Origin of the sequence: Psychrobacter sp. I-STPA6b, from assembly GCF_020662265.1 — a bacterium.
Taxonomy (GTDB): domain Bacteria; phylum Pseudomonadota; class Gammaproteobacteria; order Pseudomonadales; family Moraxellaceae; genus Psychrobacter.
In genome coordinates this window covers 1-14,890 of record NZ_VEWM01000018.1, presented here as the reverse complement: position 1 = coordinate 14,890, position 14,890 = coordinate 1, and the positions used below count along the sequence as shown (strand labels likewise).

General features: G+C 32.8%; 6 protein-coding genes. 5 read left to right on the top strand and 1 reads right to left on the bottom strand.

The genetic code is table 11. The features are described 5' to 3' along the window. Window position 1: 1 nt before the first annotated feature. The 5 genes from FHK88_RS02890 (at window position 2) to FHK88_RS02870 (ending at window position 13,690) form a co-directional block, all read left to right on the top strand. On the top strand, window positions 2–5,272 hold the full coding sequence (locus FHK88_RS02890; protein ID WP_227429289.1) for a hypothetical protein: 5,271 nt from the start codon (window positions 2–4) through the stop codon (window positions 5,270–5,272). 42 nt (window positions 5,273–5,314) lie between these two features. Continuing rightward, complete coding sequence (locus tag FHK88_RS02885; RefSeq protein ID WP_227429288.1) at window positions 5,315–7,924, top strand: hypothetical protein; 2,610 nt, start codon at window positions 5,315–5,317, stop codon at window positions 7,922–7,924. 22 nt (window positions 7,925–7,946) lie between these two features. Further along, window positions 7,947–9,038, top strand: a complete 1,092-nt coding sequence (locus tag FHK88_RS02880) for an HNH endonuclease (RefSeq protein ID WP_227429287.1) — start codon at window positions 7,947–7,949, stop codon at window positions 9,036–9,038. Window positions 9,039–9,134: 96 nt separating this feature from the next. Further along, window positions 9,135–9,767 carry a class I SAM-dependent DNA methyltransferase gene (locus FHK88_RS02875; protein ID WP_227429286.1) on the top strand — a complete coding sequence of 211 codons (633 nt, stop codon included), beginning with the start codon at window positions 9,135–9,137 and terminating at the stop codon, window positions 9,765–9,767. Window positions 9,768–10,027: 260 nt separating this feature from the next. Continuing rightward, window positions 10,028–13,690 carry a hypothetical protein gene (locus tag FHK88_RS02870; protein ID WP_227429285.1) on the top strand — a complete coding sequence of 1,221 codons (3,663 nt, stop codon included), beginning with the start codon at window positions 10,028–10,030 and terminating at the stop codon, window positions 13,688–13,690. 49 nt (window positions 13,691–13,739) lie between these two features. Here FHK88_RS02870 and FHK88_RS02865 read toward each other — a convergent pair whose 3' ends face one another. Next, a complete protein-coding gene (locus tag FHK88_RS02865; RefSeq protein ID WP_227429178.1) occupies window positions 13,740–14,789 on the bottom strand; it encodes an IS481 family transposase in 1,050 nt (349 codons plus the stop codon). Between the last annotated feature and the right edge of the window lie 101 nt (window positions 14,790–14,890).

Sequence of the window (14,890 nt, the reverse complement as noted above, 5' to 3'; positions counted from 1 at the left end):
TATGAGTAAAAATGGATTTGAAGCATTAACAGCCAAAGAGCTTCAAGATAAAAGTATAAATTTTCAAACAAAATTAGGTTATTTCCTATCACCATATTCGAATATATCTTCTCAAAAGCTAAAGACTCTTGATAACCCAAAAGCGTATTTAAGATCAGTTATTCGTTTTGTACAGTATGGGACAGGCACTGGTAAGACTTATGCTGCAACTAATAATTACATCAAATTCCAGACTATGGATATTAAAGAGTTATGTCATCATCAAATATGGCAACGTAATCCTAATAACTCTAACTTTACTAATGCACTCTTTATAACACCAAATAAAAATCAAATTGATATAGATAAATCATTAATTAAAAAAATGCTTGAAGGTGGTATCACTCCTTTAAGTATTTTAGGTCGTGATGACATTACTAATAAAGATACAATTTTATGGTTAGGGGGTAAGTATAGCAATTATAAAAGGTTGAAAGATTATAGAGTATATATTACAAAAATTTTAAAATTAGATTGCCTTGACGATCCTACACTCCCTCCTTGGCTGATAAAACATATTAAGTATGTAGATAAACAATTACTAAAAATAACTAGTTGTATGGAATTGATTGATAAACTAGAAAAATCTCCAACCTCTGCTTTCGAAACAAAAGAAGATAGAAACAACGAAATTAATAAGCTAAAAAATCAATTTATTAAAAAAATAGAAGATGTTATCAAGGTAATTTTAAATAATACATATGAAATAAAAAAAATAAAAGACAATGAAGTAGACGCTATAAATGATATATCTAATGATGGCACAATCTTTGAACCACGCATAGATATACAAGACAATGTCTGTATGAAGCCAATCGATGAAAGCAATGTGTATACAGAAATATTTGCACTTGCTATTTCAAAAGAACATTATGATGATCTTATAACAACAGTATTATCAAAATCTATAGATATATATAAGCTGTGGGCTACTTTAAAAGCTGATATATTAAGAGTCTATGCTCCTTTAAATTATGCTGCCTGTAAACCTTCATTTATTTGTTTAACCTCAGACAAATTTATTACCAGTCCAACCATTTTTAGAGCCTCTTATGATAAAAGTAAAGTATGGACAAAGGATTCAAGCTATGCTGGTTTTGCTGAATTAATTGGTAACAAGGAGAGTGTAAATCAAATTATTCCACCAATACCAAGTTCACAACAAGCATCTAGAATATCTTATCTTCTCAGCACGATTTTAAAAAGTCGTCAACAAAATGAGACTGAAGATAAACGCACATTATATCAAAAAAAGGACATTAACTTTTATGTGATAATTGATGAATCTAACATTATGTTTGAGAAAATGTTTTATGGCTCTGATACAAAAGATGGTGTGGTAAAAAAGATCTTCGATAACTATAGTGTAACTGATTTAATATCCGTTGTTGAAAGAAAATATCGTGAATATATTCAAGCTCATCCTGATTATATCGACTGTTATCGCCAAACAGATAAGTTTTTTGCCTATATGAGGGCATATATAAAAACCTACTGTGAAGTTGATGAAGCCTTTATCTTTGATAAGTACTTATTAAAGTTTGATTTTCCACCTAATATTCTTTATATCGATAATTCTGAAGCAGATGCAATTACCAATATTATAAAAAATGCCTTTTCAGTCACAGCAAAAAACTTTATCGATAAGCGTAAGCTACAAAATATATTTATCACTAAAAGAGGCATGCACCGTTATATTAGTACAGAATCTAATGATGATAATGATATTACACTCTATGATTTCTATCAATTAATCATGTCAGTGATATATGCAGCAATTAAGTTTGAGACAAGTAGTAACTTTAGCAAAGATGAAAAAAAAGCTTTTCATCTTGAACTGGGAAAGTCCTTCTCTGGTGATCAAATTGATAGACAAAATGCACCATTGGGATCTTTTTTTAATCATATGGGTAGAAATGGTGCTAAATATAAAAATTTACTTGAAGGTAACCACTTAGATAATGAAGATCAAACACTGATTGATGAGTGGTTTGCCTATATTCAAACAAAATTAGTTTTTAGTTTAAGCCCTAATAAAAACTTTGATGCTTCTCCTGATATTGGACATCAAAGAAAAAGTTTTATTGATATAAAAATAAACTTAATTACCCATCACCCTGAACTAGAACTTCTCAAAATGACTGTTAATACCAATAACTATGTATATTGTATGAGTGCTACAAGTGGTAAATCAGGGGCTTATGCTGCTCAGTATAATATTGATTTTACCAAAAGACTTGGTAAGGAGTTAGGTGTTTGGGTAGATACTGCCGAATATGACACAACTTTTGACATTGATTATAGAGAAGTTTTTCAGGAGTTCAGAAATTTTAGGTTACAGATGCGAGATATTGATTTATACACGTTTAATAATAGTCTAGATTTAGTTAATAGTATCAATAAGTACCTATATAATGAGCAAGTTGATCAAGGGAGAGAGGCACAGAATACCAAAAGTTTTCAGGAAAATAATCACTCTGATAATGTAAATGAAGTAAATACAAACAATATAGATATAAAAAGTATTAAGTCAAATCCATTGAGCCTAATACCTCAAATGATTACTAAAAGTAATGTGCAAGATAAAAATTATAGCAGTACCCAATTCCAATTTAAGAGAAAATATAAGCAGATTAAAAATTATTTAGAGACTGTTAATAAAAATCCAAAATCTAATTTTGAGAATTATATTGTTGATTTAAAAATACCGTCTTTTAATTACGAGGCTTTTGAAAGGTCTTGTGCTTCACTAACATTTGGACTATTCAGTAATAAAAGTTCTTTATCATTGAGTATGAAAAAAGATATATTTAAACTTTTGATGAGAAGTTTTGAACTTGCATTTACTAGTCAAACACAAACTGCTATTGCTAACAAACAACTTTTAAAAGAAATTTGTGATAATCCATTAGGATATATAAATCCTACTTTCACACATAGTGTATTTGGTAAATTTAAACTACCACTTCTTAATGAGTATTTGCAAAACTTGAAATCATCATCAGATAATAATAAAAGCAAACGGCATGATTTACCAAGTTATGATAGCTTCTACTATCAACTTCTTAATCAATACATCCATCTTGTAGATTTATTAAGTCCAACTGAGGGCAGTCAGATTGATTTCATTTCACGATTAGCATTATATGATACAACGATTGATAAGATGTATGATAATTTTAAAGACCATTATCAAATTAAATTTGTAAATATTGATAATGATACTGATAAATGCCTTTTTACTAATATTGTTTCATACAATAAAGCGGCGTCCATTGGGTTGAATAGTATTGTTGATAATAAAATCATAGGAACAACAGAGGATGTGAATCGATTAATTATTAATTCGCTAGATTTTTATACTAAAATAAAAGATAAACCCAAAGGTGTGAATGGTGAAACTGATGGACTGAATATGTATAATAAAATAGAAAACTCAATAATTTATATGCGTTATTTATCAGACCCACTTAATAATTATGCCGTAAATGTATTTGAGTTTGATTCCAATTTAAACTCTAAACAAGCAAGACAAAGACTGGATTATGAACATGAACTGATTAAAAATGATGCGTTTAGACAAACGTTAGGACGTATAGAACGTAAAGACAGTTATGCAGGTTTTCATAGTGAAATATGGATACCCAAAGCCGATTTAATTGCTCAAGTAAGAATATGTCATATCCTTTATAAGATGGATGAGCATTTTAACCCTAAGTCCAATAATATGGACTATACATTTTTATCTCCCAATAACTATTTTGTTTTGCAAAAAGGACTTGAGTTGTTACAGGGCAGTTGCTTAACTCCTGAAAATAGAAAGCGACTACGACGTGATACTGAACGTAGTGCACAACAGCTTGCTGAATTTACTGATAGAGCTGGGTTTATGGGTAAACTGCTTGGTCTAGCACGTTCAGGTAATCAGTTGGTAGAGCATAACTCGCAATATGATTTAACGCCAAAACAATGTGCTGATTTAGCAATTGAATTTGATCGATATTACCGTGAACCTTCCATCTTATTTGCCCCCAATATTTGGCTAACTAATCTGAAAAAAAGTGGTCTAGTGGCTAATCAGGATTTATTAAAAAAAATGAACTGGGAGTATGTAATAGACGATCTTGATGCCATGTATATTAATCTTGATGATTATGGTATCACTGAAGATACCGTACTGTATCAAAGTAAGAAAAATGGGCTGACTGACTTTTTAGACCCCAAAGCTGATAGATTGCGTCCATACGAACCATGGTTAGCCGTTGCTAAAGATATTCAATTGCATCGATATAGTGATAAAGTAACAGTAAACAAGATTATCAGTGGTGATACTAAGTATATTAAAAAAGATCAAGAAAATGACCCTATAGCCAATTATGCTGATTATGTGAAAAAAATAAGAGATCCAAATAGTGAGCTTTATGAGACCAAACAATGCAAACTATTACTACATCCATATATGTTACATATGGCGTTAGGTAATTTTGGTGAGCTTCAGTTCGAAAGATTCTTATCATACCATCGTGGTAGTTATGATATTTATAGTCAAAAAGATATTGTTAGCCTGTATGGTTATGATTTTTATGAAGCATTTGATTTTTGGTTAAAAGTTGATGGTATGTGGGTTTGTGTAGATATTAAAAATACAACCCACCTAGACAATGAAATACAAACAGCAAATATCCAAGATAGTGAAAAGAGAAAATTTAATAAAATAGTTAATAATACCTTGGAAAATGATAATCAAGATACTGTAACTGACTATATTAAAGATCTAAATGATAAAGCGTTACAGTATAAAGGTAAAGGGCTATTTGATGATAGTAATGAGTTACACATTGTCTTTTTAAATGTACGCATATCCGATGATGAGTATCCTAAATCTAAAGCCCCGCTTATTATTGAGTTGAATCAACGCCAAGTTAAAGTTTATATCCATTATCTTACTCTATTTACTACAGTTAATTATTTAGATAAAAAATACCGCAAACTTGAAGTAAATACTAATAGAGGGAAAAAGGTTAAAAATAGACGATATAGGATTACTATTCAACCTAAGTTAGCAGAGTTGTTAAAAATTCCAGTGCAGGAAGATATTGATGCTGTTTTTCAGACAAATGTTAATATTAATTCTGATGAACAAATTGCTAAAAATAAAGCTCATTTTCAAGAATATACAGATAACTTGATTACAGAAATACTTTCTGAAGGTATATCTGATGATCTTTCGTAAATAATTTAGTGCTTGTTAAATTTTGATATAAAAGGATTGAAAATGCATATAAGTAAAACCAGATCATTTGAAAGTAAAATTGATTATATTCATAATCAAGTGACTAACAGCAATGAAGAGTTATATAGAAATATAGAAAGAAAGTTTCCAACTGCCAAAACCAATATTGTACAAATAAATAGTGAAACTAAAGAGGCTATTCTTAATATTATTAAATTACTTCAAGATAAATATGGTAGTCATATTGGTTTTATGAAGGAAATATGTTTACCAGATAAAGCTGAAGTAAAAAAGCAAAGTAGTGCTGATTATTTCAAAGCCTTGCATCAATATATTAGTAATAAGATCAGAGCAAAGACAGGAGCAACAGGACACGTTAATTATGGTCAATGGAAGTCTGATGACTCAGGTTATTGTGTTATTTATATTAATATTAATAACAATGAGCAAGACTTAGCTTCACTGAATGCCTTTATATCAGAGCTTGACAGTGAATCTGATACTTATCATTGTAGTGAAAAACAAAAGATGTTAAAAGCTTTACTGAAGCTATTTTTACAAATTGATCATATTCAGCATTTAAATGCTCATGATGATGTTCTTGCAGATAGTTATATAAATTTGAACAATGATGCCTATTATTTAATTGATATAGATGAGAATTCAGATAGCTTTTTATACCATATGTTAAAACCCAAAATATGGGTAAGTAGTGAGAATGAGATTATTACCGATGTAGAATATAAAAAGTTTGAATCTGCTATCTTAAATGCGGATATATTTACTAGTGATGAAATGGATACCATTATGTTGGATCATCTGCCATTACGTTACAAACATTTTTATAATAAAGATACTAATGAAATTCTAAAAGATAGATTTAAAATAAAGCAAATATCTGCAAGTGAAGGCAAACGTAGGGTTAATTATTTTGATAAAAATGATTTAAGAGCATCCTCGTTTTTTTATGAAACTTATTTAGCACAGTTAATGTGTCAATTATGCCATCATGCTGATATTGATTATACGCATTTACAGTACGCTCCCCAGTATAGAGGTCGTCCTTTTGTTACCCTTGAGCAAACAACATTAAAAAATACTAAATTAGTTATCATTAATGCCATACGTAAGGAGTTGCTTGAAAAAACTTATCAAGAAGCAGTTGCCTTTAAGGTGGCAAAAGATCAGCCTCAACCCAACCCTAAAACGATTGAATTTACAGGTGAGGAAGCTTTTACATATTATGTTGAATTTTTGAAAACAAATTTTTTACAAGAATTTGATGTTGAAGTTTGTAATATTTTAGATATTTCTTATGAAACACTTGACGCCAATACAAACTATTTATGTATCCAAGATCCAAAGCCCAGTTGGTTTAAAGGATACTGGGTTGTAGATAATCAAGAAACTGTTGATTTACTGACGCAGGAGTTAGGAGAGCATTGGCAAAATAGTATCAATCTTGGGTTTAACGAGTTTAAAAATAAGAACATTCATCTAAAGTTTGAGCGTGATACGCTAAAGATATTACGACTGTATCAACAAGCACAAAATAAAGAGGAGCCTTTTTATACAGATAGCTATACCCTTTTGAAAATCCATCAGTTACTAGCAGGTTTAGGAGGTGAGCAAACAAAATCTATCCAAGGATTACACAGCTCTTCTTTACAACAGGTAGGTCGTATTTTGATTGGTAAAAAAAAGTTTTTAGAGCAGGGTGATATTGATGCCATTGGTATAAAAGGATATAAAAAATTTAACCAAAATCATCAGCATATTTTGACAAAAATCAAAACTGACTTGATGTTAAAAAATATTGCTTTTTCAGGTAGCCATCTTAATTTGAATACCCATGATGGTAAACCGATGAATTACTTAGCATATGCTGGTCATTATAGATGCTACTATATTAAACGTCCTCATTTTCATAAAAAAGATACTTTTTTTGCAAGTAAGATTGACCTCACGATTGATTTAACAGGTATTACTATCACCAATATTAGCCTTGTTGATACTGAAGCTTCAGTACGCCGAGACAAAGACTTTCCAATTAATGATAATGTTTTTGAGCGATTATATGATGATGGTTTTTATATGGTAGATACCTATGGCAATGTGCTTACAAATTATACCAGTATAAGAAATGGACGTATTATTGCTTCAGATAATAAGACAAAAATTTATAATAATAAAAGTCTAGTCAATTATTATTATGAAAAGCTTGCTTATCTGGATAGCTCAGAAAATAACAAAGTAGGTTTATCTATTGCTAAGGGTGATGATGCTAGCCTGTATATCCCTTTTTGGACTTTGAAATCAAGTAGTACAGTAGAGGACTTTCATTACCATCAGTCTCATATTGAAGGAAGTCCCTCTGCAGGTATGCAATGGCTATTTATTGAGGATAATGCAAAGAAAGGTCTAAAAACTTATTTAACAGATAAAAACCAGATGAATAAAGGAGTGATGAATAAGGGTATTGGCTTATACAATATATTAGTAAAAGATGCAAAAGGTAATGCTTTAGATGCTGGTAATAGTACTCTTGCAAGTTTATATATCCATACTACTAACTATAATATCAATAGAGTCAATGATTTTAGTGCAACGAGTGTGCTTCATGCTATTGCCAAAATAGCTTTAACCAATTGAATTTTCATCAATAAATAAGTGAATGGCTGATAATACAATGCAAGTAGTCACCACAATGCCCACCGCCGATTTTCAAATTAACTTTTTACGTAATATTCAGTGGCTATTAGAATCCAGTTCTTATACATCAACCTATAAATTTGCCTTACTAATGGCAATGACCAACCTTTGTATTGAATCTGGTATTGATGATGACCGTGAACATGCAATAAATTATCAGCAATTGGCAGAACAGTTTATACATCTCTACTGGAATCAAACCTTACCATTTTCAGATAAGGATAGTGACTCTATTTTAAAGCAAAGTAATACAACAGGGCAGGCTAAAGTAATCAACAGTATTTTGAAACTACAACAAGATATACAGACAACCAGCCTAACCATAGCAAGAACCCATAAAATGCCTTGGCAGTTAACACTAAAAGAAGTTGCCCGAACCATCAAAGCCAATCCTAGCCGATACTTGCAAAATGCCGAAAACAAGCAATCTCGTGAGTTTTTGTTTGTCTATGATCCTAAAGCAAATAGCATTACCTTAAAGCGGGGGATAGCCTATTGCTTTGCTAGATTTAGTAAAATCATCCATAAGTTATGCCAACAGTATTGGACAGAGTTTGTAAGAAAAAATCGTCATAACCAAATTTATTTTAGTGATGACGTAGATTTACAGCAGTTCTTATTTCATCAATCTCGGCAAAGCTTAAAATTGCTTATTCCAGTATTGTTAGATACCCAAGATAGACAGTGCTTTTATTGCCAGCAACCCTTAACAAGTAATTTGGAAGTTGATCATTTTATCCCTTGGTCAAAGTATCCCATTGATACTACGCATAACTTTGTTTTAACCGACCATAAATGCAACAACAGCAAGCGTGACTATCTTGCCGAAGAGATATTTTATGAAAAGTGGCTCATTCGCAATCAACAGCATGGTGATGCGATTGACAAGGGTACAAAAAATCTAGGGTTTGTGACCAATTTGGAGCGTTCAGAAACAGTTAGCCAATGGGCTTATCAGATGGCTGTAGAGCATAACGACTTGGTTTGGACGCCACAAAAAGGGCTTAAATTACGCACCATTAATCCTGACTTACTTCCTTTTCTTAGGAACTAAAAACTAGCTGTTAAAAGCTAACAGCTATAGATAAAAGAACTTTCACACCATAGTTTATCAGTGCATAGTTTGCCAGTGTAAAAAGGCTGTCCCTTAATGATGGATCAAAAATCAAAAACCTTACAATATTATGATGACCATGCTAATGATTTTGTCAGTGAAACAATCAATGCTGATATGCAAAGCTTATATGCTCGGTTTATCCAAAACCTTGCCAATAAAGATAGTTTGCATATTTTAGACTTAGGTTGTGGCTCAGGAAGAGATGTATATTATTTTGCCAATATGGGCTACCAAGTAATAGCAATTGATGGCAGTCAAGCATTGATTAATTTGGCAAAATATAGCTACCATATCAAACTATCTAAAAATACTAATATTTCTTGGCAATGCTTAAAGTTTACTGACGTTGCTAAACTAAATTGGGGGCATAGGTTTGATGGTATTTGGGCGTGTGCCTCACTGTTACATGTGCCTTATAAAGAACTGCCAAAGCTAATAGAGGATTTGTTAGAGACTTTAGAAGCTGATGGTGTGTTGTACGTCTCTTTTAAATATGGTGATGCTGAGAGGGTGGATAATGGTCGCTTTTTTTGTGATATGAATGAGACTCGTTGGCAAGATATAGTATTACAACTGAAGACGAAAGTTGATTATGAGACTTGGCTGTCGGCAGATGTTCGACCTAGCAGTGAGATCCAGTGGTTTAATGTGATGATAAAGAAGTAGAGAAGGGGGATTTATAATAATCTATGATAATCCTATCAACTTTGAGGTTTGAGGGTAGTTGGTTTGAGTTAGTACAGTTTACATTGATTTTTATACGCTCGTAAATATTTTATGCTTAGTAAACTGATAACTTATTTGTTCCCACAGACCAAACCATTAAGCGGGGTGTGAGGGTTTTGTCGTGTACAGAATTAAAATGGTTATAACCAAGCATTGATATCAAAGCTATTTCAATGGGAACTTATAAGTAGAAATAAATAGTGAACACTAACAACACATCAATACACTACTCCCGAGCTGGCGATATTTTTCATTATCGCTGGGCTGCTAAACGCTGTCTCAAGCTATTAGACTTTAATACTGATTTAATCTCTATAACGATTGAAGGTTCACATCACCCTGGTTTTGCAGGTGAAGATGTCGTTGACTTAGCTGAGTACCGAGAAAATGACAAGGGTGAAAAATCCGTAGAATATTTTCAATTGAAACATTCTACGGTTAGAGCAGATAAAGCATTTACGATTTCAGACTTGGAAGATAGTATCGCTGGATTTGCACAACGCTTTATTGAACATCAGTATAACGATGCTGGATATGATGATTTTAAGTTTACTATTATCACTAATCGTAGAATTAGTGATAATTTCAACCAGAATATTTTAAAAATATCTAAAGGTGAGAAAGTAGCTGATAGATTTTTAACCACTATCAAAAGCTATACAAGGTTGTCAGGTTTACAACTACAAAAATTTTGCTCTTTATTGACGCTTGATGATAGCGAAGGTAACTTTAACACTCAAAAGCATGATATTCATCGACAATTAAAAAATACCACGGTTTTAAGTAATGTCAGTTCTACTGAGAATAACTTAATTGCGAGAATTTGGCAAAAAGTTGAACCAAACCAGTCCAACACCATATCACGTCAGGATATGTTAGATGTCTTTGATATTTTAGACATCGATGAATTTTTTCCAGCACCACCAAAGTTTGAAACCCTAGAAAAAAACATCATACATCGACAACAGCAAGATGAATTGATTCAGCATATTATAAATAATACATCAAGTCATACCATTATTACTGCAACAGGTGGCGTTGGTAAATCTATATTTATAAATTGTTTTAAAGAAATTTTTGCAGAGTTGAATAACAACCATATTGTCGTGGCTTATGACTGTTTTGGTAATGGTGGATATCGTAAAACGAGTGAAACAAGACATGGCATTGCAACAGTCACAACACAAGTAATTAATGAGCTTGCTCAGTACGGTCATTGTGAAAAAGTTACTCCTGTTAATAATCAACCAGATAGCCAATGGATTAAACATTTTCTTAGAAAAATTAATGTTGTTTGTACACAATTAGCAAAAAGGGATGATCAGGCTCTATTAGTTATTGCATTTGATGCCGTTGATAATGCTGTTATGGCCTCTGAAGAACTAGGTGGGAGTTGCTTTGCAAAACAGCTATTAAAAGAAGATGTACCATCAAACTGCCGTCTTGTTTTTACTTGTCGTCCGGAGCGTATTAATTTACTTGATGCACCGAGCCCAATACAACCAATTGAATTACAGGGGTTTTCAGACACTGAATGTCTAGAATATTTGCAACAGCACTTTGAAACAGTATCTGCTAGTAATGCAAACGAGTTTAATAGCCTAACGAATGCTAACCCTCGATTGCAGTCTAACGCATTGGCACTACACCATACATCAATTGATGAATTACTATTATCTTTTAATGCAGAATCAGTAACCGTTGACGACTTAATTGAACAGCAACTCAATGATACCATCAACAGATTAAAAGATAAGTTTCCAAAAAATAATCAAGAAGAAATTGATAGTATCTGTATTGGTCTGGCAACCCTACCACCTTATATCCCCTTGGAAACCATTGCCAAAATTGCAAAAGTCGACGAAGCATTTGTTAAAAGCTTTGTAGTTGATTTAGGGCGACCGTTGTTATTAATAGAAGACTACGTACAGTTTAAAGATGAACCAACCGAAACATGGTTTCACAACAACTATTCAGCAACCCCACAAAAAGTTTCTGAGTACGTCGATATTATTAAAAAGCTGGAAGTGACACCCTATCTAGCAGAATCATTACCTTTACTACTATTAAAAGCAGAGAGGTTTGAAGAGTTGGTTGAGTTGGCATTATCAAACGATTACTTGCCTAACCTTACAGAATATGATGATACTCTCATTAAGGTGGCTCGCTTACAGTACGCTTTTAAAGCCTCTTTGAAACGTAATAAATTACCTGAAGCTTGTAAATTAGCTTTTCTTGCAGGTCAAGAAATCTCTAGGAACGAGACTCAAAACACATTATTAGCTAATAATATTGATTTAATGGGGCAGTTTTTATCTGAAGAACGTATCAGTGAGTTCGCTCATCGTAGAATTTTTAATGGATTATGGCATGGTTCACGGTTAGTATATTCTTCTGCTTTATTTTCTGAGTTAACAAGTTATAAAGGCAGAGCAAGTAACCAGCTTCGCAGTGCAGAACATCACTTACATCAGTATTTTAAAAAGCGAGATGAAGAGAAGAATGATGATGTCCATACTGATGAGAAACTTGTAAATATTGAGATATTAGAGCTTATATATACTCATCTAAAGCTTTTTGGTGTACAAGATGCGGTAAATTATATGCTTAGATGGCGTCCGCCCAGCTGTATTTATAAAACCATTTTGATACTATCAAACAGGTTAATCGATAAAGGTGAGTTTGATACAGTAGAGCAGATGGTGCTGTTAGGAAAATACAATCCTAGCTTTGTTATTGCAGTGACAGAGGCGTTAATGGGCGTTGGCAGGACACCACCAAGAGAGTGTCTTGTCATGTGTTCAAGGTATATTCTTAATTCAAAACTATCATTAGATAAACCAAAGGATTTAGATTTTAAAAAAGAGTCCTATACAAATCATACTTACCTTAGTTTTTGTGAGGCTTGTATCATACATAAACTAGCACGTCAGAGTATTAGGAAGATTATTAACCATTATTATCAACCACCAAGATTATATACCCTTGCTGATAGTTATTCTTTTTACGCAGAAGAACAGTATGACTTCATGCGATATATTGCGATACAAGCATATTTAAATAATGACATTAATAATATCACCATAGAAGATTTTATTCCGCATTCGCCAAATGTTGATAAAGATGACTATGAAGATAAACGTAAATACAATGAGGCTGTTAATAATACCGAAACCTTATTACCATTGGCTCTACTTAGAATAAAAGCGTTAGCGTATGACTTAGATGCATTTAATACTGATATTAATAACAGTAAATATACCATGACATCGAGTCATCATGGCTCATATTACGACTACAATACCATCTCATTCACTTTAACAAAGCTTAAATTTGATAGTGTATTATTCAGTCTAAATCACGAAATTATAGATGTTTTTTATCAAACTTTTCCTCAATTAAAAATTAGATTCCATGATTATTTTTACTTTCTGCGTGCAAGTTGTCGCACGCAAGCGTTAGGAAATTTATCAGAGTCTATTGAAAACGAACTCGTAAAAAAACTCTCAAAACCTGATTTAGAAGAAGATCATGAAACTTATGCCGAAAATTATATCAATCTAGCACGAGCAGTTTTAACGGTTAGCCAAGAAGACAGCAGAGCTTACTTTGATAAAGCACTGGCAAACTTTGCTAATATAGGACAAGATTCATTTTATCGCTGGAATGCCGTTACTGCAATTGCTCAGCGTAGTGCTGATGATGGTGTTGATAATCCACAGCTTGCTTATAGATACATACGTTGTGCAGAAATGATGGGCGACTCAGTTGTCAGAGAAAAGCATTGGGATAGAAATGAAGCAATAGCAACCTGCTATAAAATATCGCCACTTTCAGCTTTTGCAACAGTTAATCTGTACTAGCTCAAACCTAATCTGACAGTACCCCCAAATTGACGGTCAAGATGTCAGGTTATATTTGAGCTAAATTCTTTTGTGCCCAAACGGATTTACCCTCAGTAAGCGTTTGCATAGGTGTTCTACCACAGCACATCTTACCTTGATGAGTTCTTTCATAATTATAATAAACAAGCCAATCATCTAAATCAGCTTGTAGAGACTCTAGATTATCGTAAATCTTCTTTCGAAAAGCAATTTGATAAAACTCTTGTAAGATAGTCTTATGAAACCGCTCACAAATACCATTGGTTTGCGGGGATTTGGCTTTAGTCTTAGTATGATCTATATCATTGATAGCCAAATAAAGCTCATAATCATGTTGTTCTACCTTACCGCAATACTCAGTACCTCTATCTGTTAATATTCTAAGCATCGGTAACTCATGCTCTTGATAAAACGGCAATACCTTATCATTGAGTAAATCAGCAGCTGTAATCGGTGTTTTGGTATTATATAACTTAGCATGTGCTACCTTCGAATAAGTATCTACAAAGGTCTGCATATAAACACGTCCAACGCCTTTTAAATGACCGACATAGAAAGTATCTTGTGAGCCTAGGTAGCCTGGATGTGCTGTTTCAATCTCACCAGATGCTTCATCGTCTAGTTTTTTCTTTTCAAGTGCTGATATTTGCTCATCAGATAAGAGGATGCCTTCGGCTTCTACTTTTGCCTCTAATGCCTTTAAACGTTTATTGAAGTTTTCTAGGTTGTGTCTTAACCATATAGAACGTACACCACTGCCTGAAACAAAAATACCTACTTTTCTAAGTTCATTAGAGGTTCTGTGCTGACCGTGAGCAGGATAGTCTATGGCATGTTGTATGACAGCTTGTTCTGTGGACTCATCAACTCGATTCTTAAGGTTAGGTACTCGCCTTGATTGATTCACTAATGCGCCTATACCGCCGTTGTCTGCCATTTCTTTATAGCGATAAAAGGTGTCTCGAGAGACCCCCATTATTTTACAAGCTTTAGAGACGTTACCTAGCTCTTGAGCTAAGTTTAGTAAGCCTGCTCTGTGTTTGATGATTGGATTACTATTTGTGCTAGAATGGTTCATGTGTGTTATTCCTTATTTGATAAAGTTTAGACATCTTCATCAATTTGGGTAACACACTCTTTTTTAAAGTGTGATTGTCAGATTAGGTTGAGACTAGTACA